This is a genomic window from Streptomyces sp. ISL-100 (assembly GCF_018614615.1).
Classification (GTDB): Bacteria; Actinomycetota; Actinomycetes; order Streptomycetales; family Streptomycetaceae; genus Streptomyces.
Genome location: NZ_JAGGOK010000052.1, coordinates 1 through 20,475 on the forward strand (window position 1 = coordinate 1; position 20,475 = coordinate 20,475).

Here is a 20,475-nt window from a genome sequence, read left to right on the forward strand (position 1 = left end):
GGTGCGCCGACGGGCTCGCGAACACCCTCAATGTGACCACATCGTGACCCTGAAGCCGCAGCTCAGCGTAGGTGACAGGGTTGTCGGCACCCTCAGGGTGGCGCGGTCCGGTCCATGGCGGATCAGCCCGGCCGGGAGGACCTCGACGCTGGGGTCGATGCTGTGCAGATAGGCGGCGAAGCCCCGCACCGCAGACAGACGGATCGCCCGCCAACTGCTCGAGGCCCCAGCGGGCAGCGTTGCCCAGGCCAGTGCGGACTCGGTGGCGGGCACGTGAACGCCGTGCTCATCGAGGTAGTCGACGAACTGGCCAAGCAGCCGTCCGACGTTGTGGAGCTTGAACCCCAACGCACGGCGCAGGCCCAGGTAGTGGTCCAGTTCCAGGCGTAGAGACCGGCGTGTGCTCATGCCTCATCACCGGGCCAGGGACGGACCAGCTGCCGCAGCGTCCCGTGGTCGACCTTCGCGTAGATCGCGGTGGTCAGCAGGCGCTGATGGCGTAGCACCTGCCCGATCTCGGTCAGCGATCCGCCGGCGCCCAGCATCGCGGTCGCCGCGGAGTGCCGCAGCCGGTGGGCGCCGATCAGGCCCAGGCCGGCCCGTCGGCCCGCGATGACCACGACCGTGGTGACTCCGTTGGAGGTCAGCGCCCGGTAGGGGGCCTGGGCGCGGACGAAGACGGTGCCCTCCTGCGCGCGCTCCGGGCGCCCGTCGCGCAGGTAGTCGACGATGACTTCTCCGACATCGGCTGGCAGCGGCAAGCGGTCACATCGGTTGCCCTTGCCCCGCACGGTGATCTCACCGTGTCGCCAGTGGATGTCGGACAAGGTCAGTGCGGCGACCTCTCCGGCCCGCAAGCCGAGGCGGACGAGCAAGGTGAGGATCGCGAAGTCCCGGCACCCGGTCGCCGAACCTCGATCACAGGAGGCCAGCAGCGCCGTGACCTGCTCGTCCGGCAGCCCCTTGGGCAGGCTGGTCTGCGTCCAGCCGGGCACCGCCAGCACCGCCGTGGACAGCGGTTTCTCGATCACGCCGCCGATATGGAGGAAACCGAGCAGGGACCGCAGCGCGGTCACCATCCGCCCCACCGAACCCGGTCGCTGGCGGGATTGCTCCAGCACGAACGCGGTCACCTCACCCGCGCCCAGTCCGCCCAGGTCAAGGCGGCCCTCGGCCCGTGCCAGACCAAGCAGGAACGGGCGCACCAGGCGCACGTTCAGCTCGACGGTCGTGGCCGCCAGGCCCCGCTCGACGCTCAGGTAGTCCCGGTACTGGACCAACAGCACCTCCACCGGTGTCGTCGGCGCCGCCGGTGTCACCGGCGGGGCCACCCCCAAGCGCCGCAGGTAGTCCAGCAGCGGCCGCAGGGATCGGCCGGTGACGGAGTTGACGTAGCCGAGCGCGCGACGCTCGGCGAAGTAGGCGTCCACCGTGGTCTGTGTCAACGCCGAGGGCTCCAGGTGCCGCTCGAGCATCCAGCGGCTCAGGTGGGCCACCAACCGCAGGTGCCCGGCCGCCGTCAGCGGCGTATACCCCAGCCGCTCCAGCTCAACCCGGAAGGCCACGGCGTACGGAGCCAGCGGACCACGCACCCGAGCCCAACACGGAACCGTCGTCATGATCGTCTCCTCTCGTTCAGTGACCCCTGTCAGGGGCCGTGCAACGAAAAGAACCAGCAGGACGATCCGGAACCTGCGAACATCCCCTTAAAGCCCCATGATTATGCCGATCGATGCAACGGTGCCCAGGCCCACGACCAGGGCGGCACCACCGTACGGCGGCATAACGGCAGGGTCCGCATAAGAGGCGGAGTTGCACCTGCTCAAGGCCCGCCTGCGGGGCGGGCAGCTGTCCAAAGCCCGGCGCGGGGAGCTGATCCAGCCGCTGCCGATCGGGCTGGTCTATGACGGCGCCGGGAAGGTCGTTCTCGACCCGGACACCGCGATCCAGCAGGCGATCCGGACCGTGTTCACGCTGTTCGACACCACCGGCTCGGCCACCGGCGTGGTCAAGGAGTTCAACCGGCAACAACTGCTGCTGCCGCGCAGGGTCCAGTCCGGCCCGGACAAGGGCAAGGTCGTCTGGGGGCCGATCGCGCACTCACGGGTGCTGCAGATCCTGCACAACCCGCGATATGCCGGCGCCTTCGTCTATGGCCGCTACCAGCACAAACTCGGTGCCAGTGGGAAGAGCGGGCCGGCTCTGCAGCCCCGCGAGCAATGGATCGCCCTGTTCCCCGACGCCCACGTCGGATACATCTCCTTCGACAAGTACGAGGCCAACCAGGCCCGTCTCACCGCGAACGCCGTCTCCTATGGCAAGGACCGTCGCCACGGCCCCGCCCGTGAGGGCCCGGCCCTGCTGCAGGGTATGACCATGTGCGGGCTCTGCGGGCGTCGCATGACCGTGCGCTATCACCACCGCAAGCACGGCCTGGAGCCGGAGTATGTGTGCCAGGCCAAGGGCATCGAGTACGGCAGCCCGATCTGCCAGCGAGTGCACGGCGCCGTGGTCGACCACGCGGTCAGCCGCCTCCTGGTCGAGGCTCTCACCCCGCACGCGATCGCCGCATCCCTCGCGGTCGCCGGCGAGCTCGCCGCCCGCGCCGACGAAGCCGAGCGGCTGCGAGCCGCCGGTGTCGAACGAGCCCAGTATCAGGTGGACTTGGCAAGACGCCGCTATCTCGCCGTCGACCCCGACAACCGGCTCGTCGCCGGGAGCCTCGAAGCCGACTGGAATGCCGCCCTGCGGGAACTCACCGCCGCCCGCGACACATACGAGAACGCCAGAAACGACGGCCACGGCGTCCTCGACGACGCCCAGCGGGCCCGGATCACCTCCCTGGCCGCCGACTTCCCCGCTCTCTGGAACGACTCCGACACCCCGATGCGGGAACGAAAACGCCTGGTCAGACTGCTCGTCTCCGACGTCACCCTGATCCGGGCCGACCAGATCACCGTCCACGTCCGCCTCACCGGCGGCCAGGAACACACCCTGACCAGGCCCGTCCCCCTCGCCTCCTGGCAGATCCGCCAGACCCCGCCGGAGATCGTCGCCGCCATCGACGAGCTCCTCGACGACCACACCGACGGCCAGGTCGCGGAGATCCTCACCGAGCGTGGTCACGTCAGCGGCACCGGACAGCCCTTGAAGCCGACGATCGTGCGTCATCTCCGAATTCGGTACGGACTGCGCAGTCATCCCCAACGACTCGCGGACCAGGGCATGTTGAGCCTGCGCGAGATCGCCCGCCGCCTCGATCTGCACACGAACACCGTCAAGAAGTGGCGCGATGCCGGACTCCTGACCGGCCGCGTCGCCAACGACAAGGGCGAGTACTTCTACTACCTGCCCGGCCCCGACCTGGACCGGCCCCGGATCGGACGGCCACCAGCCCCACGACCAGCACCAACCGAAACACCCACCGAATCAGCCCAAGGAGGCGCAGTATGAAGCACGGGGTTTGAAGGTGGGGTAGCCGGTGTAGGGGCCGCCGTCGCCGTACACCGTCTCCATGTGGCAGATCGCGAGGTCAGCCCGGGAGACGACCGGCTCGACGCCGGCGAGCATCGGACGGAAGTCGTAGCCGTCGCCCACGGCATCCGCCTTGGCCTGGCGGATGATCGAGGCGTGCGGGAGCACGTCACCGCTGGCCACGAGTGTGAAGCCGCGCGGGGCCGTGACGCTGCCGCCCGCCGCCGAAGGCGTGGAGTGCGCCGATGCCTGATGGGGTGCGGCCGGTGCCACCCGTGCCGGTGGGGCTGTCTGCTCCGCGCAGCCTGTGCCGGCGGTGAGCAGTGCGGCGGCGGTGATGGCCACCGCTCCGTGTCGCGTGCGCTTTGTCATCGGCCTGGCTCCGTCGTGGTGGGGTATGGTGGGCCGGTTGTCATGCAGCCGGTCCACTGCATCCACGCGGGGAAGTACCGCCCAGTCAAGAACAAATATGATTAAACGCCGCTAAGTCACTTAAGCGGACGTAGTGCCGTCCGCCGACCGCTCGTCGCACCATTCATCGCTCCGAGCGACCGCTCGCGGCCGTCCGTGCCGCGCTTGAACTGGTGATGCTGCTGCTTTGTCACGGCAGTGAGGCTGTCGGCTCCCGACAGGCGGCCTGGTCAGGGCCTCCTTAGAGTCGGCTTATGAGTGTGAGCGTGCCGGAGACTCCGGAGACCCCTCCCAGGCGTAGCCGTTTGCTGAGCAGAGTGCCGGGCGCCTTCGCGATGTTCTTCGGGACCCTCGGGCTCTTCTGCGGGATCCTGGCCCTCAGTCTGACACTGCGTCATCTGCTGCGGCCGGTCGCGCGCCTCCTCGACACCGTCACCGTCCCGGTCAGCGCCAACCTCGCGTACGCCGTCTTCCTGCTGCTGCTCGCCGCGGCGATCGGGGCGCGCAAGAAGGTCGCCTGGTGGCTCGTTGTCATCTATCTGACGCTGCTGGTGATCGCGGACATCCTGCTGCTCCTGCTGGACTCCGACTGGATGTGGGCGCCCAGCCTGGTCCTCTGTATCGCCGCCCTCGCCCTGCTCGTCCTGACGCGGGAGCAGTTCTACGCCGAGACCAGACGCGGCTCCCTGCGGCGAGCGGTCGTCGTGCTCGTCCTCGGCCTCGCCGCCGGTGTGCTGGCCGGCTGGGGACTGGTCGAACTCTTCCCCGGCACCCTCCCGCGCGGCCAGCGGCTGCTCTGGGCCGCCGACCGGGTGCTCGGGGGCCTGGTCTCCGCGAACCACTACGATGGCCGGCCGCCCCGCGCGCTCTTCTTCTTCCTCGGCCTCTTCGGCGCGATCGCCCTGCTCTGGGCAGCCATCACGCTCTTCCGCTCCCAGCGCATGGAAGCCTCGCTCCACGGCGACGAGGAGCCCCGTATCCGCGCGCTCCTCGCGGCGTACGGAGCCCAGGACTCGCTCGGCTACTTCGCCACCCGCCGCGACAAGGCGGTCGTCTTCGCACCCAGCGGCAAGGCCGCCGTGACTTACCGCGTCGAGGCCGGAGTCTGCCTGGCCAGCGGCGACCCGGTCGGCGACCGGGCGGCGTGGACCCCGGCGATCGACGCCTGGCTGGACGTCGCCAAGCGGTACGCCTGGGCCCCCGCCGTGATGGGCGCGTCCGAGGGGGGCGCCACCGGTTACGCCCGCTCCGGGCTCGGCGCGATCCAGCTCGGCGACGAGGCGATCCTCCAGGTCGCGCGCTTCGACCTGGACGGCCGCGATATGCGGGTGACCCGGCAGGCTGTGAACCGGGTCCGCAGAACGGGCGCCCGCACCGTGATCCGGCGCCACTCGACGCTCTCCGACGACGAGATGGAGCAGATCGTCGGCAGGGCCGACGCCTGGCGCGACACCGAGACCGAACGCGGCTTCTCCATGGCGCTCGACCGGCTCGGTGACCCGGAGGACGGCGACTGCCTCCTGGTCGAGGCCTTCGACGCCGACGACCGGCTGATCGCGCTGCTCTCTTTCGTCCCCTGGGGCAGGGACGGCATCTCGCTGGACCTGATGCGCCGCGACCGCGCCGCTCCCAACGGCGTCATGGAGTTCATGGTCGCCGAGCTCTGCGCGTACGCCCCCAAGCTCGGCGTGCACCGTGTCTCCCTCAACTTCGCCGTCTTCCGCTCCGCCTTCGAGGAGGGCGCCCGCATCGGCGCGGGCCCGGTACTCCGCCTCTGGCGCGGACTGCTGCTCTTCTTCTCCAAGTGGTGGCAGCTCGAGGCCCTCTACCGCTCCAACGTCAAATACCAGCCCGCCTGGTTCCCGCGCTTCCTCTGCTACGCAGATGCGGGCTCCCTCGCCCGTGTCGGGCTGGCCTCCGGCATCGCCGAGGGCTTCGTCTCCGTGCCCAGTCTGCGCAAGCTCCGCGGCAAGGGCGCCCGCCGCCCCGGCGCCGTCACGACCCCGGCCACCACCGCGGGCCTGCCCACCATCGACGCCCTGGGCCTCGTGGACCCCGACGCGGCGGCCACCGGCGAGCGCAGGCTCCCGGACCAGGTCCGCGTACGCCACCAGAAGCTGGACCGGCTACGGGCCGCCGGCACCGATCCCTACCCCGTGGGCCTGCCCCCACCCACCCACACCGCGGCCGGAATCCGGGCCACGCCCACGCCCGGAGCGGCGGCTGCCGTGGCCGGGCGCGTGATGGTCGTACGCGATCTCGGCGGCGTCGTCTTCGCCGTGCTCCGCGACTGGTCGGGCGACCTCCAGCTCGCCCTGACCCGGGACGGATCAGGCGCCGACGTCCTTGCCCGCTTCACCCGCGACATCGACTTCGGCGACCACATCAGCGCCACCGGCACCATCGGCACCAGCAACAGCGGCGAGCTCACCCTCTTCGTTACCGACTGGCAGCTCACCGGCAAATGCCTGCGCCCGCTCCCCGACAAACGCCGCGGCCTCGCCGATCCGGAGGCCAAGGTCCGCAACCGCTACGTCGACCTCATCGCGAGCCCGGAAGCCCGCGATGTCGTACGCGCCCGCTCCACCGCCGTACAGGCACTGCGCCAGGGACTCCTGGACCGGGGCTATCTGGAGGTCGAGACGCCGATGCTCCAGCAGATCCACGGCGGCGCCAACGCCCGGCCCTTCACCACCCACATCAACGCCTACGACCTCGACCTCTACCTGCGGATCGCCCCCGAGCTCTACCTCAAACGGCTCTGCGTCGGCGGCGTGGAGAAGGTCTTCGAGATGGGCCGCACCTTCCGCAACGAGGGCGTCTCCTACAAGCACAACCCCGAGTTCACGATGCTGGAGGCCTACCAGGCCTTCGCCGACTACAACGTGATGCTCGACCTCACCCGCGAGCTGATCCAGGGCGCGGCCACCGCGGCCTTCGGCGCCCCCATCGCCCGGAAGGCCGGTCCGGACGGGCGTCTGGTCGAACACGACATCTCGGGACCCTGGCCGGTCAAAACGCTCTACGTCGCCGTCTCCGAGGCTCTCGGTGAAGAGGTCGACGCGGACACTGAGGAGCACCTCCTGCGCCGCTTCTGCGACCGGGCCGCAGTGCCCCACACTCCCGAGAACACCCGAGGAGACGTCGTCCTAGAGATGTACGAACGGCTCGTCGAGGAGAAGACCCAGCTGCCCACGTTCTACAAGGACTTCCCGACCGACGTCTCTCCGCTCACCCGTGAGCACCGCCGTGACCCCCGCCTCGCCGAACGCTGGGACCTCGTCGCCTTCGGTACGGAACTGGGCACGGCGTACTCGGAGTTGACCGACCCCGTCGAGCAGCGCCGCCGCCTCACCGCCCAGTCGCTGCTCGCGGCCGGAGGCGACCCGGAGGCCATGGAACTCGACGAGGACTTCCTGGACGCACTGGAGTACGCGATGCCGCCGACCGGCGGGCTCGGTATCGGTGTCGACCGCATGGTCATGTTCCTCACCGGCCTGACCATCCGCGAGACGCTGCCGTTCCCGCTGGTCCGCCGCCAATGATCGTCGCCACCGGTGTCAGTTTCCAAAGTCGGCTGCACGGGCGGCCGGAGTTGGCTGCACGCGCTGACGGTCGGCTCCCGTAACTGCGGGGCCGTCTGTGGAAGTCACGTGCAGCGGCGACAGCACATCGCTGGCTGTCCGTCTCCGTCCACGTGACTACTTGAGGTCGGAGAGAAGCGCGTCAAGTGCCTTCCCCAGAGCGTCGGAGTTGGCCGTGTCGAACCACGTGGTGCGGATGCGTTCGTTGTTGCCGTTCGGTGTCTCGTGGTCGGCCGCGAGCTGGTGCAGGGAGCGGCTCTCGTCACCCAGGGCGCGCCCGGTGCCCTGGAAGAGGCTGCGGATGTACCGGTCCGCTTCCGCGGACGGAACGCCCTGCCGGTCGGCCCAGGCGGTGAGCGTGGCCAGGTACGAGTAATGGGTGGTCAGCGTGCCGGTCAGCGCGGAGAAGACGTTAAAGGCCGCCTCGTCCGAGACGGGGAGCGATCCGCCGAGGCGGTCGAAGAGGCTGTCCACGACCGGATGGGAGGGGCAGATGACGGTGACGGACCGGCGCTCGCGCACGGCGGGCAGGGGGATGGCGCGTACCAGCGGGGCGTCGGTGCCGAGTGTCTGGTGCAGATCGTCGATACCGACGCCGGCCATGACGTTGACCACGACGCGGGCGCTGTCGACCCGGAGTCCGGCGAGGGCCTCGGAACGGTCCTCCCGGCGGACGGCGATCACCACCACCTCGGAGCGGTCCACCACGTCCTGGTTGTCGGCGCACACCCGCACGGTCGGATAGCGCTGGGCCAGCTCGGCGGAGGTGCTGACCCCGCGGGGAGAGAGGAAGATCTCCGGCGCGTCCTCGACGCCGTCGCACAGGCCGTCCACGATGGCGCGGCCGATTTCACCCACGCCGATGATCCCGATGCGCTTCACCATGTCTCCTTGAACGACTTGCCAGTGGTGACCCCAGACTCCCATCCGTGACACCGCTACTTGCACCTGGGGTCAGAGAGAGTCCGGTGCCGTTACGCCTGGAGGTAGCGGTGCAGGGAGGTCTTGGGGATGCCGGTCTTGGCTGCGATCTGGCCGAGGCTGCTGCCCTGCTCCTTGAGGAGCCTGGCGTATTCGATCTTGTCGGCGGGGTGGGCGACAGGTCGGCCGATGTGGCGGCCGGCGGCTTCGGCGACGGCGCGGGCGTGGGCGGCGCGCTCCGCGGTGAAGGTGCGTTCCATTTCGGCGAAGAGGGCCAGGAGCAGGAAGGCGATGCGGCCCATGCCTTCGTCGGCGGTGTTGATCGGCAGGGGGTCGGCCAGGGAGCGCACGCCGATGTTCTTCTCGCTCAGGTCGTGGACGAGGTTGAGGACTTCGCGCAGGTTCCGGCCGAGCCGGTCGAGGGTGTACACCACGACGGTGTCACCGGGGCGGGCGTAGGCGAGCAGGTCGACCAGGCCGGGGCGGTCGACGGTGGCGCCGCTCTTCTTGTCGACGTAGGTGCGTTCGTCGGGGATGCCCGCTGCGTTCAGTGCGTCGAGCTGGCGCTCCAGGCTCTGTTTGGTGGTGGAGACCCGGGCGTAGGCGAGTTCGAGTCCGCCCGCGGGGTGGCGCTTGTCGGTTCCCATGGCCGGACCGTACCGGAAGTCGACTCCGTACGGGAGTTCCGGAACGCTCTTTATGGAACGACTTACGGAACGGGCGCCGTGGCGATCCGCCCTGGATGCACATACCCTGACGGGCCGCCGGATGCCATGTTCCACTTCCATGGATGTGGAACATGCATCAGGCAAGGTCGGTGCGACCGAGATTGCGGGCGCTGGGCAGGAAGTCGGCGGGCACGCCGACGCCGAACAAGAAGGCGCGCTCTTCTTCGAACCGGTCGAGGGTTCGGCAGCCGAGGGTGAGCAAGATCAAGAGCTGCCGGGCGGCGTCTCGGTCCGTGCGCGCCAGGGCGAGAGCCGTCTCCATCTCGGCTATGGCCTCCTGCCAGGAACTTCGGTGCGGGGGCTGCCGGTCGCCGTCGTAGATGTGCCGGTGCTCCAGCCGCAGCGTGGAGGCGAGGCGGCCGAAGGCGATGATGGTCCCATCGGCGACCAGATGCAGGGCGGTGGCGGCGGCGTGCAGCATCGCCTCTTGGACGTCGGGCTTGAGGTGTTCGTAGGGCCGCCAGGTGGTCAACCCGGCGCGCTCTTCGAGCCCGGCAGCCTGCCACACCTGTTCCAGTGTGGCCCGGCCGTGGTTGCGTCGGCCGCTCGGGGAGAGGCTGACCTCGTCCAGCAGGCAGCGCAGCAGCCGGAACCAGACCCCGGCGTGCACGCTGCGGCCCGGCAGGGTGACCCGCCCGGTGGTGAGTCCTTCGTAGGTGTAGCGGTCCACGGTGGCCAGCGGTTCGGCCAGCGGCACGGGGCCCGGTCCCTCCTGGCCGACGGCGACGGACAGAGCGACCGCGGTGGCGTCTTCCAGGCGGCACCCGTGCTCGACGCAGCCGGTCATCAGCGGCAGCCGCCACAACAGGGCCCGCCCGCGCCCGGGGTCGGCGGCGCACACGGGGCAGGCCCGGTGCAGTGGCCAGTATCCGAGCCATGGTCCCGGCCAGCGCCTCCAGCGGTTGACCTGGTTGGTGCCGGCCTCCCCGGGAACCAGGAGCACGGAGTTGTCCCGGACGTAGGCGTCGAACATCGGCTGCGTGTCCTGGAGCGGCACGGTGAGTTTGTCGAACAGCCACGGTTCCCAGCCGGCCAGCGTCATCGCCCGCAGCCGGGCGAGCTCGACCCCGGCGCGCTCGGCCAGCGCGGTGAGCATCGCCATCGGCGGGTCGTAGTCGAGGTCTGCCGGGACGTCCGGGTCGACCAGGCCGAGGTTGCGGGTGAGTAGGTCCTTCACCGGCATCTCGTACAGCCCGGCCAGCCGGTCCAGCCATGACGACAGCGACTCCAGAGGGCGGGGCTGAGGGTGCAGAGGCCAGCGCCGCGGTGGGCTCACGTCAGCTCGCGCTCGAACAGCCGACGCCGCTCGGTCGGCCCGTCGTACGGCGCCAGCAGCAGAGTGCGCTGGTTGATGGCCTCTTCACCGGACTCGATCGCGGCCACCGCGGCGTCGGTGAGCAGATGGGCCAGCTCGCCGATCGTGCCCTCGCTGCGGGTGAGCAGGTAGCCGGCCATCTCGGCGGTGGCGATCGGCGAGGGCCTGCGCAGCGGGAACGCCGCGGCGAAGCTGGCCAACAGCGAGCAGGCGTCGGCGTCTGCCTCCCAGCGGGGCAGCGTCAGCGGCGCGAACCGGTTCTCCAACTGGTCGTCGGCTCGGATAGCCAGGTAGGCATCCCGGGTGCCGACGCCGACCAGCGGGATGCGCAACTCGTTACCCAGGAAACGCAGCAGGTTCAAAAACTCCCGGCGGCGGTCGCCGCGTCCGCCGAGGACGTTGTGCAGCTCGTCGATCACCAGCATCCGCACTCCGGCCGACCGCAGCAGCCGCAGCGTCAACTGCTCCACGTCGGCCAGCCGGTAGCGGGCCCGCAGTGGGGCACCGAGCGCGGCCAGCAGCGCGGTGTAGAAGCGGATCACCGACGGATCGGAGGGCATCTGCACCGCCAGCACGGGAATCTCCTCGCGGTCCGGGTGCGATATCGGCGGGTTGGTGCGGCGGAACTTCTCCACGATCATCGACTTGCCGTTGTTCGTCGGCCCGATCAGCAGCAGATTCGGCATCCGCTGCTTGGACGGCCACGACAACAGCGTCTCCAGCCGCTCCAGGGCCTCTATGGCGCGCGGGTAGCCGATCCACCGGTCCGCCCGCACGTACCGCAGCCGCTCGGCGTCCGGCAGCCGCGCGATCTGCTGCGCGGCCGGGTGCAGGTGCGACAGATCCACCGGCTCGTCCTCGTTCACCACTGCTCGATCACCTCAAACGGCCTGGCCACAGCCTCCCCGCCCTGGTTGGCGGGCGGGGCAGGCGGCTTCGGAGGCGGCGTCGGCCGCCGGGGACCGGGCGGCGCCTCGGTGCGGCGCTGTCGGTCCCGGCGGGCCTTGCGAGTGCTGGCCGCGGCGACCTCGGTGATCTCGCGCATCTGCGCCACCATGGCGAACAACGCGTTCTCATCGACCTCGGCGCGACCCAGCTCGCGCAGCCGCGCGACGGCCGCCTTCTGCTCCCACACGCTGATCGGCGGCCTCGACAGCGTCCGGTAGGGAACCTTCACGTAGGTGTCCTGGTCCGGGTCCAGGGCCCAGATACGGCTGATGTCGCGCGGATCGCGACGCAGGACGAACCGGCCCAGCCGCTCGCGGCGGGCGATCCACGTCTTCAGCGCGTCGCTGTAGTACTGCACGTGGTCGATGACGAACCCCGACCGCGACAACGTCCGCCGGACCACCGGCAGGAAGTCCACCAAGAACGCGGTCTCATTGGTCACCATCACCGGCGAGGCCACCGCGGCCATCTCCGCCCAGACCCCCGCCGGGGTGCGGCCCAACCCCTCGTGCACCTGGCCGTGGTAGCAGCACGCCGCCAAGGCCAGCCACCGCTGCAACTTCCTTAAGGTCAAAACGGCCTTGGCGTCGCTGTCGTAGGCGCCGCGCTCGGCGGTATTGGAGAACGTGGTGCCTGGCAGCTCGTGGACCATCTCCATCATCGTGCCGATCAGCCGCTCGATGATCCCACCGAAGTGCGGCAGGCCGGGCGGCCGGTAGCGCAGCCTGATGCCGTGCTGGTCGCAACCGCGACGCAGAGCCTCACTCTTGAACTCTGCGGCGTTGTCCACATACAGCTCGCGCGGTTTGCCGCTCATCGACCACACCACCTCGGCCCCCAGCCTCTCCAGCCACGGCCGCTTGTCGGTGGCCGCATGCGCCAGGCACAGCCCCACCGAGGTCGCCGACGGTGCCTCCAGCGTCATCACCAGGCCCACCACACATCGGCTGACCACGTCGATCGCCGCCGTCAGATACGGCCGGCCGATCGGCAGCCGGTGCTGCTCGTCCACCACGATCACATCCACCGGCGTGTGGTCGACCTGGACCTGCTCCAACACCGCAGTGACCTCGGGCGGCATGCCGCCCGCTGACCGCAGCGGACGGGCTGCCTCGCTTCCCTCCCGCGCCGTGGTGGAAGCAACCGGGTCCAGCTGTGCGATCCGGCGTCGCACCGTTCCGCGTGAGGGAATTTGCAGATCACGAGCCCGGCACTGGCGCGTGATCTCCCGGTGGATCACCGCTACGGTTCGGCGCTGCCGCGTCAGGTACCGGGTGCGCAGTACCTCTTGAACGATCGCCTCGACCTCACCGGACAGACGTCCACCGCCGCGCCCACCGCTGGAGTGGCCCGGCAGCAGGTCTGATACCACCCCTTCACCCACCCGCCACCGCCCGACCAGCACGTACACCTGGCGCCGGGAGATCTGAAGCATCGCGGCTGCCTCGTCCGCGTCCGCCAGCCCCACCGTGTCCTTCGCAGCGAGCGGACCTATCACCTCGGCCTGCCTCACTACGGCATCCCACAGCTCGTCTGGCGCGGTCAGCACCCCGCGCTCGGCCACCGGTCCATCGACCATCCCGAAGCCCCCGTCGCGCATACGACTACGGCCAAGTCGACCGTAGCGCAGGCGACTTCGGACCGTCTGGGAGTTCGCACTTCCCTGCACTCGGCGGCGAATCCCCAGCTCATCCGTGCACGCGACTACGGACATTCACACCCAGATCGCGAAGCGTTTGATCATTTCGGTGCGGTGCTCGGTGGCGGTCATGAGGTGGCGTCGGGGTCGGAAGTGGGGTGAGATGCCGCTGAACGCGGCCAGGAAGCGTTGGGCCGCGCCGACCGTGCGGAAGCCCTTCATGGCGCGTTCGCGTTGCCTGGTGGGTTGGCGGCTGTTCTCCGCACGGTTGTTCAGGCCTTTGTGGGCGCGGTGCTCGACGGAGGGGATGACCTCGCGGTGGACGGCGCCGTAGGAGCGGAGCTTGTCGGTGACCACCACCCTGGGCACCGAGGGGGTCGTCTTCATCAGCTTCCTGAAGAAACGCCTGGCCGCGGCCTTGTCGCGCCGGTTCTGCACGAGGATGTCGAGCACGTTGCCGTCCTGGTCGACGGCCCGCCACAGGTACCGCTGCTCGCCGTTGATCTTGACGAAGACCTCGTCCAGATGCCACTTGTCCCCGGGGCGGGGACGCCGGCGCCGCAGAGCGTTGGCGTAGTCCTGACCGAACTTAGGACACCACCGGCGGACCGTCTCGTAGGAGACGATCACACCGCGCTCGAGCATCAGCTCCTCGACCTCGCGGAAGCTCAGCGGGAACCGGAAGTACAGCCACACACAGTGGGAGATGACCTCCACCGGGTACCGGTGGCCCTTGTACGACGGCGGCGTCGTCGACATCAGCGATCCCCTCCCAGCACGGCCAACCCCAAGATCATCCCATCCCCGGCAGCCAACGTGACTGCCAGGGACAGAGCAGGTGGGCGGCTGGTCTTGCAGTGACTGATCCATGTCGTCTCCATATGAAGTTGTGACGCCTCCACCGCTGTCCGGCCCTTCGTGGACCGTCGAGCGAGGACGCGCTTACGGTCAGCACCGTAAGCAAGTTATGTCCGGGTATAAATGGTTTTGCCCGTATTCATGGTCAATATCACGGGAGGGCGTCGACGCGCTGCGGTCTGGGCGAGCCAATCTCGACCTCCTCCGCAAGCGCGTACTCCTCACGCCCTGACCCGGCAGCGTCACAAGATCAGCGACAGACCCGAAAGACCTGATCAAGGGACGTGCGAGGGCTATGGCACCCTACAGGCACCGCACCGGAGGCGGCCGTGGAACTGCTCACCGCCAGGTGGCAGGACAAGGGCGCCGGCGCCGTCCAGGTCCGCGCCGCCTCTCCGTCTTGGCCACCGACCTTCAACGCGCCCGCCTCCTTCAGCCCGCCACCCGGCCGCTCACCACGCAGCCCTCGCCCCACCAGGCCGACGCCATCGCCGGGCGGAAGAACCTCCGTCCGTCCGTACGCGGTCCCATCCAGCCCGCCGAGGCCGGGGTGCTCCTGCGCGTCTGGGTCGACGGCGGTATCGACACCCACGACGCCGCTCAGCGCCAGGCCCTCGAAGACCTCGCCGCCGCCGACATGGTCACCCGCGGCGACATCATCGACCGCTTCCACGACAACGTGCTCTACAGCTTGCGCATGCTTCCCGAGCCGTCACCGTCTCCTGACACGGACTCTGCGCACCCACTGACATCACCCTGCGCATCCCACTGGCATCTACCGTGCGTACGACAGCGGCATGAGAACTGTGCCGCACGGCACGTGCACTTCGGGCCCGGAAGCTCCGTTCGCCATCCCGACACCGAATCTCCACACGCCCGTCGGCACTCCGCCGCACCCGGTTGTTACAACGAACGGCATGTCGAAGATCACGCTCCATCGAGCCACCGCAGCGGCCGTCCTCACCCTGACCACCGTCCTGACCGGGCCGGCCTCCGCCGCACAGGTCGCGCCCCGGGCGCAGACGCTGAAGGTGATGACCTTCAACACCTGGCACGGCGGCAACCGGGTGGACGACGGCATCACCAAGATCGCAAACGAGATCACCAAGGCGGGCGCCGACGTCGTCGCCCTCCAGGAGTACGACGCGGACTCCGCGCAGCGCATCGCCGACCGTCTCGGCTGGTACACCACCGCGACCGGCACGCACGTCGACATCGTCTCCCGTTTCCCCTTCGAGAAGCAGGACCGCACCGGCACCGGCAACGGGGTGATCGCCGCGAAGATCAAGGGATTCTGGGTCTATTCGGTCCACTTCGACTACACCAAGTACGGCCCCTACAACGCCTGTTGGGACAACGACTCCTACCCGACGATCTACGCCGACGAGGCCAACCGCGGCAAGCAGGCCAAGGAGGTCGTCACCTGGGCCGGGTCGAGCCCCGCCATCGTCGCCGGTGACTTCAACTCGCCCTCGCACCTGGACTGGACGGCGGACACCAAGGCCGCCCACTGCAACTCGGTGGTCGAGTGGCCGGCCACCAAGGCCTTCTGGGACGGGGGGTACTGGGACTCGTACCGCGAGGTGCACCCCGACGAGGCCGCACAGCCGGGCAACACCTGGTCCCCCGTGGTGAAGTCCACCGACGGGCGCCCGGAGCCGCAGGACCGCATCGACTTCATCCAGTACAAGGGCGGCACCCTCGACGCGGTCGCCTCGACCACGGTCGGCGGCGGCGCGGACTGGCCGAGCGACCACCTCGCGGTACTGACGACGTTCACCTACTGACGTCGATCACCCGCGCCCGCCCCTGACGATCAGCTGGTAGCCGCCACGCCACAGCGGCGCCGCACTGATCAGCACCCAACACAGGGCCCTGAGCGCGCCTCTCGCTGACGATCAACCGCCCCGGAGCCCATCCGGTCATCCGGGGCGGAGATCGGCGCTCAAAGCCCCGCGTGGACGATCATCGCTCCATCTCCTCTCCACAGAGAGGAGACCGTTTCCCCCTTTTCGACGGGGCGTCGGGCGACCGGTCACGTGGCCGGGCAGGGAGCCGTGGCGGTGTGGCCCGATGCCCCCGGCGCCGCCGGTGACCGGCCAGGCAATCGGTCACCGGCCACGCGCCGGCCATCAGATCGGTCACGTGACCGGCCATCGGTCATGCCCTGAATCGGTCATCGGTCATCGGTCCTGACCTGTGACCGATCGGCGTGACCGGTGGACCCGATGACCGATCGGCTCCGTACGCCTGGAACGCCGGCAAGCCATCTATGCCGCTCGGCAAGCCCGCCGCAGAGCGGCTGGCAAGCCTTTATGGCGGCGGAGCCGCCAAATGTCACAGCAGGACGGGGCGGGTCAGGGGAAAGGCCGTTCAGGGGGCCAGGCCGGCATGACGCCGACCTCGTGTGACGAGGGTCACTCGGGTGGCGGTGGGGGTCGGTCGGCCCCCGGAGCGAGCGTGGGCCGGACCGGCGGGACCGCCCACCGCGCCGCACCCGAGGGACCTTCGGCCCGGGGCTTCGGGCCGGCGCCCAAGGCGTCAAGGCGCCGGGCCGGAAGCCCCCCGCACCCTCCCGAAGGTCCGTGGATCCGGGCGCCCCGCGCTGTCACGGTGGAGGACATGCCCAGCAGGGAGCCCCGCTCCCCCCGGCGCCCCGCCCCCATCCTCGAACGAAGGTCACCTCACGTGTTCTCCTCCCTGAACCGCACCACCCTTCGCCGCCGTATCACCGGTTCCGTCGCCGCCGCGGGAGCCGCCGGCATGCTGGTTCTCGCCGGCACCGGCAACGCGTCCGCCGCCCCGGCCGCCGACTGGTCCGCGGTCGCCCAGTGCGAGTCCGGCGGTGACTGGAACGCGAACACCGGCAACGGCTTCTCCGGTGGTCTGCAGTTCACGCAGTCCACCTGGAGCGCGTACGGCGGCACCACGTACGCCGCGAGCGCCCACCAGGCCACCCCGCAGGAGCAGGCAAAGGTCGCCGACAAGGTGCTCCAGGGCCAGGGCATCGGCGCCTGGCCGGTGTGCGGCGCCAAGGCCGGACTCTGACAGCCGCGGGGACAGCCGCGGGCCACTCCTGAATGCCCCCGGGCCGGCACTGGTCGGCCCGGAGGCGTACATCGGGGAATGGCACGCATGAGCGCTCGCACCCAGTCTTCCGAGGCCCCCACCGGGCCGGCTTCGCCTGCTTCGTCGGCCGCCCCAACGCGGGCAAGTCCACCCTGACGAACGCTCTGGTCGGCCAGAAGGTCGCCATCACCTCCAGCCGGCCGCAGACCACGGCCACACCGTGCGCGGCATCGTGCACCGCCCCGAAGCGCAGCTGACCCTGGTCGACACCCCCGGCCTCCACAAGCCGCGCACGCAGCGCCAGGTCGCCTTCCCGCTCCCAATAGCGCCGCGCGGCGTCGTACCCGCGCGTCCAGTCCTGCCGTTCGGTGTCCCAGATCATGCCGAGCTCCTCCAGCTCGTCCGCCCGTGTCGTCGCCCAGTTCTTCTGAGCTGTTGTTGTGACTGCGAGCTGGGGTTTCTCAGTTCCTTTGGGTGATGCCCGTGGTGCCGAGGGCCCTCGGGGCTGGGGGCGGTGAGTGTCTGACCTGTTCGTACGCGGGTGTGCGCAGGTTGATCGAGCGTTGTGCAGTTTCAGTGAGCTGCTACTTGATGGGACGTGTCAGGTGGTGTCGGGGTTGGTGAGGTCGTCGTGGGTGAGGGTGACGCGGGTGGCTTTGCCGGCCTTGCTGGCGGTGGCGGTAGGTGGCAGGACGCGGACGTGGATGAAGTAGACGCGGACGCCGGAGATTTCGGTGTACGGGGGCCAGGCGCCGGGGGTGCCGTCGGTGGGCAGCTCGAGGAGCTTGTCGGTGATGTTGTAGATGACGAGGTAGGCGGTGTGCTGCCCGTAATCGTGGGCGTACTTGATGATCTGGTGCACGCCTTTGACGAGGTAGCCCTTGCCGCGACTGCTTCCGTCGAAGATCTTGCCGTCGCAGACGAGGGGGTCACGGCCGTCGAGGTCGCCAATGAGGTCGGCTTCGCCGGAGGCTGAGCGGGGCTTGGCGTGGGTGATGTGGTCGCCTTCGAGGAAGAGGAAGCGCTGCAGGTCGAGGTTGTAGACCTCTTCGCCGTTGGCGCGGTCGGCTTCGAAGCGGGTGTACAGCTCTTCGCGGTCGAACCACTCGATGCGAGTGCGGTAGCGCTCGAGCGTGTGCAGGATGCTGCTCTCGGCGCCGACGCGTTCGCTGAGGAAGTCGAACAAGGGCTGCAGGATGTCTTCGGCGAACTCCCGCCAGCTGTCCTGGATGTTCCTTTTCGTGCTGTAGTCGCTCGCGGCGCGCCAGCCAGCTTCCGGGTCTTCTGCGTCGTCCTTGGCGATGTCCTGCATCAGTTCCCAGACGAGGGTGGCCCGTCCTTCTTCCGTTCGGCTTGGCCAGAAGAACCGGTCGCTGCGGGACAGGCCAGTGCGGAATCTGTCTCGGTTCAGCTCTGGTTCTGCTCGGGCTGCCTCCTCAAGTAGGCCTCTGAGGGCTGGCTGGCTGTTGATCCAGGCGACGGCGAGGTGGACTTCGTGGCCGGCGCTGGAGTAGGGCGCGGTCATAAGTTTGCGTAGGCGTTCGCGTACGGCTGGTACTTCACCGGAAGAGGCCTTTCAGAGCTTGTGAGATCTGCTGCTGGACGACGTCGCCGGCGTTCTGCGCGCTGCCGGTCTCATCGACTAGCCAGACCTGGGTGTAGCAGCAGGGGCAGATCACGGCGGTCTGGGCAACGACCTCCGAGTAGCGGATCCACATCAGGTAGCCGCAGGCGGGGCAAGCCGTCTCAAGATCCGAGCTGAGGAACTGTGTCGCGAGGGATTCGCCCATGGCTGGATTGTTCCGCATGGCTCTGACAACGGCGGTGTTGTCGGTTCTATCCGGGGTGGATGTTGATGGTGGTGAGGAGGTGTTGCTGGGTGGGGTGGAGGGAGGTCCAGCGGGTGCGTTGTCTGTCGGCCCACTTCTGCAGGGGCGGAGGATGGAGCCGGCCGGTGCGGTGGTGCAGCTTGGCTTGTTGGTAGCTGCGTTGCCATGTGTGGGGCCAGGGTGGGTTCCACCAGGGGTCGAGGTTCTCGAGGGCCTGGGTGGTGCTGGGGGAGAGGCGTCCTTGGCGGGCTTTGCGGCGTGTTTGTACCAGCCAGCGGCCCAGGGGGAAGCCGTCGTGGTGGGTGTCTGCGCTGGGGGAGAGGTGGCCGTGGGTCTGGGCGTATGCGTGTGCGTGGGCGAGGCCTGGGCTTGTCGGGTAGACACGGCTGGTCCTGCGCCGCTGGCCGGCGGCGTCCGCGGTGCCGGGCGCGATTCCCAGGTCGGTCAGGAGTTTCTGTTGCTCGGGTCGTAGACGATCCCAGGCTGTGCGCTGTGCGGTGCTCCACGCGCGTACGTCGGCCGGTAGGCCGGTGGGGCGGCTTTGCGTGGTGCGGGCGCGGGTGTAGGCGCGTTGCCAGGCCAGGTCCCAGGGCGGGTTCCACCATGGGTCGATCGCGGTGAGGGCCTGGTGGCGGGCGGTGGGGGTGGTCTCGCGTCGGGCTTGTTGGCGTTGGTCGTTGAGCCAGCGGCCGAGGAGGAAGCCGTCGTGGACGGTGGAGTAGGCCGCGGCCAGGGTGTGGTGGGTGGCGGCGTAGGCGCGGGCATGCGCGAGTGCGGTCTCGGCGTACGGGTTGAGGGGACGGGTGCGGGCCCTCTCGCGGGTGAGGCCGATGTCGTCCAGGAGGTGCTGCTGGTCGGGGTGGTCGGCGTCGAGCCGGTGGCCGGCCTGTACCTGGTCGTGGATGTGCTGCCAGGCGCGTTGCCACGCCAGGCTCCAGGGCGGGCACCACCAGGGATCGATCTTGTCCAGCGCCTTCGCCGCGGCAGAGGGAGGCCCGCCCCGGTGGGCGTCGGTACGGGCGTGCTGGCGTTGCCGGCGCAGCCATCGTCCGAGCTGGAATCCGTCGTGGATGGTGTCGATCGCGGCGGCGAGGGTTTGGTGCGTCGCGTGGTAGGAGCGCGCGTATCCGAGGCCGACGGCGAAGTCGGCCTCGCGTTCGGCGGGCCGGGCGGCGGCGCTGCGGGCAGTCTCCCCTGTCAGTCCGATACGTGCGAGCAGGTCCTGCTGGTCGGGCTGGAGGGTGTCGTACTGGGCGCACTGGGTGGTCAGCCATGTGGCGAGCGCGCTGCTGGTGCCGGGGAACCCGGCCGCGGCGTCCAGGACGTAGCCGTCTTGGACGTGGGTGTGTGCCTGGTGCCAGGAGCGCTGCCATTCCAGTGTCCAGGGCGGGTTCCACCAGGGATCGATCGCCGACAGCGCCAGCGCCCGGGATGAGGGGGTGCCGTGGCGGTGCTGGTAGGCGCGGTCCTTGCTGCGCTGGTTGGCCAGCCACTGTCCCAGCTTCAGTCCGTCCTGGACGGTGTCGGCGGTCGCGTTCACCAGCGTCCCGTGGGCCTCGGCGAAGGCGCGGGCGCAAGCGAGGGCGCGCTGGAAGTGGCTGGCCATGTGCTTACGGCGGGGCCGGGCCGCCTGTACCGCCTCAGGGGTGAGCCCGATGTCGGCCAGGAGACGCTGTTGTGAACCGTTCCGGGTTTGATC

At 69.4% G+C, this 20,475-nt stretch carries 16 protein-coding genes and 2 pseudogenes; 5 read left to right on the top strand and 13 right to left on the bottom strand.

Annotation, left to right across the window (positions count from 1 at the left end):
• Positions 1-27: 27 nt before the first annotated feature.
• Positions 28-408: a hypothetical protein gene (locus tag J7E89_RS23315; RefSeq protein ID WP_214976334.1), complete on the bottom strand. Its 381-nt coding sequence runs from the start codon at positions 406-408 to the stop codon at positions 28-30.
• A complete protein-coding gene (locus J7E89_RS23320) occupies positions 405-1,619 on the bottom strand; it encodes a site-specific integrase (RefSeq protein WP_214976335.1) in 1,215 nt (404 codons plus the stop codon). The genes J7E89_RS23315 and J7E89_RS23320 overlap by 4 nt, the downstream gene beginning before the upstream one ends.
• Before the next feature lie 193 nt (positions 1,620-1,812).
• Between J7E89_RS23320 and J7E89_RS23325 the strand changes: the two genes are divergently transcribed.
• Positions 1,813-3,453, top strand: a complete 1,641-nt coding sequence (locus J7E89_RS23325) for a recombinase family protein (RefSeq protein WP_214976336.1) — start codon at positions 1,813-1,815, stop codon at positions 3,451-3,453.
• 9 nt (positions 3,454-3,462) lie between these two features.
• Here the strand turns inward: J7E89_RS23325 and J7E89_RS23330 are convergent.
• A pseudogene (locus J7E89_RS23330) lies at positions 3,463-3,846 on the bottom strand (CapA family protein); the annotation flags it as partial.
• 293 nt (positions 3,847-4,139) lie between these two features.
• Here J7E89_RS23330 and lysX point away from each other — a divergent pair.
• Positions 4,140-7,430: a bifunctional lysylphosphatidylglycerol synthetase/lysine--tRNA ligase LysX gene (lysX, locus tag J7E89_RS23335; RefSeq protein ID WP_214976338.1), complete on the top strand. Its 3,291-nt coding sequence runs from the start codon at positions 4,140-4,142 to the stop codon at positions 7,428-7,430.
• Between the two features lie 156 nt (positions 7,431-7,586).
• Here the strand turns inward: lysX and J7E89_RS23340 are convergent, their stop codons facing one another.
• The 7 genes from J7E89_RS23340 to J7E89_RS23370 form a co-directional block, all read right to left on the bottom strand.
• Positions 7,587-8,354: an NAD(P)-binding domain-containing protein gene (locus J7E89_RS23340; protein ID WP_214976339.1), complete on the bottom strand. Its 768-nt coding sequence runs from the start codon at positions 8,352-8,354 to the stop codon at positions 7,587-7,589.
• Between the two features lie 89 nt (positions 8,355-8,443).
• Positions 8,444-9,037, bottom strand: a complete 594-nt coding sequence (locus J7E89_RS23345) for a recombinase family protein (RefSeq protein WP_214976340.1) — start codon at positions 9,035-9,037, stop codon at positions 8,444-8,446.
• 157 nt (positions 9,038-9,194) lie between these two features.
• On the bottom strand, positions 9,195-10,394 hold the full coding sequence (locus tag J7E89_RS23350; RefSeq protein WP_214976341.1) for a TniQ family protein: 1,200 nt from the start codon (positions 10,392-10,394) through the stop codon (positions 9,195-9,197).
• On the bottom strand, positions 10,391-11,299 hold the full coding sequence (locus J7E89_RS23355) for a TniB family NTP-binding protein (RefSeq protein ID WP_214976349.1): 909 nt from the start codon (positions 11,297-11,299) through the stop codon (positions 10,391-10,393). Before J7E89_RS23355 ends, J7E89_RS23350 begins: the two co-directional genes overlap by 4 nt.
• The gene (locus J7E89_RS23360; RefSeq protein ID WP_214976342.1) at positions 11,296-12,960 is read right to left on the bottom strand and encodes a Mu transposase C-terminal domain-containing protein; all 1,665 of its coding nucleotides are present in this window, start codon (positions 12,958-12,960) and stop codon (positions 11,296-11,298) included. Before J7E89_RS23360 ends, J7E89_RS23355 begins: the two co-directional genes overlap by 4 nt.
• Before the next feature lie 135 nt (positions 12,961-13,095).
• On the bottom strand, positions 13,096-13,779 hold the full coding sequence (locus tag J7E89_RS23365) for an IS6 family transposase (protein ID WP_214976343.1): 684 nt from the start codon (positions 13,777-13,779) through the stop codon (positions 13,096-13,098).
• 349 nt (positions 13,780-14,128) lie between these two features.
• The gene (locus tag J7E89_RS23370) at positions 14,129-14,551 is read right to left on the bottom strand and encodes a hypothetical protein (RefSeq protein WP_214976344.1); all 423 of its coding nucleotides are present in this window, start codon (positions 14,549-14,551) and stop codon (positions 14,129-14,131) included.
• Between the two features lie 244 nt (positions 14,552-14,795).
• Here J7E89_RS23370 and J7E89_RS23375 point away from each other — a divergent pair, with 244 nt between their 5' ends.
• The 3 genes and pseudogenes from J7E89_RS23375 to J7E89_RS23385 all read left to right on the top strand — a co-directional run.
• A complete protein-coding gene (locus tag J7E89_RS23375) occupies positions 14,796-15,665 on the top strand; it encodes an endonuclease/exonuclease/phosphatase family protein (protein ID WP_214976345.1) in 870 nt (289 codons plus the stop codon).
• A 901-nt stretch (positions 15,666-16,566) separates the two neighbouring features.
• Positions 16,567-16,926 (top strand): transglycosylase family protein, encoded by a 360-nt coding sequence (locus J7E89_RS23380; RefSeq protein WP_374196865.1) that lies wholly within the window; start codon positions 16,567-16,569, stop codon positions 16,924-16,926.
• 78 nt (positions 16,927-17,004) lie between these two features.
• Positions 17,005-17,242: pseudogene (locus J7E89_RS23385) on the top strand (GTPase); the annotation flags it as partial.
• A 306-nt stretch (positions 17,243-17,548) separates the two neighbouring features.
• Here J7E89_RS23385 and J7E89_RS23390 read toward each other — a convergent pair.
• The 3 genes from J7E89_RS23390 to J7E89_RS23400 form a co-directional block, all read right to left on the bottom strand.
• Positions 17,549-18,259 carry a hypothetical protein gene (locus J7E89_RS23390; protein WP_214976346.1) on the bottom strand — a complete coding sequence of 237 codons (711 nt, stop codon included), beginning with the start codon at positions 18,257-18,259 and terminating at the stop codon, positions 17,549-17,551.
• A gap of 247 nt (positions 18,260-18,506) precedes the next feature.
• The gene (locus J7E89_RS23395; protein WP_214976347.1) at positions 18,507-18,737 is read right to left on the bottom strand and encodes a hypothetical protein; all 231 of its coding nucleotides are present in this window, start codon (positions 18,735-18,737) and stop codon (positions 18,507-18,509) included.
• A gap of 46 nt (positions 18,738-18,783) precedes the next feature.
• Positions 18,784-20,475: helicase associated domain-containing protein (locus J7E89_RS23400; protein WP_214976348.1), on the bottom strand; the 1,692-nt coding region annotated here is incomplete at its 5' end.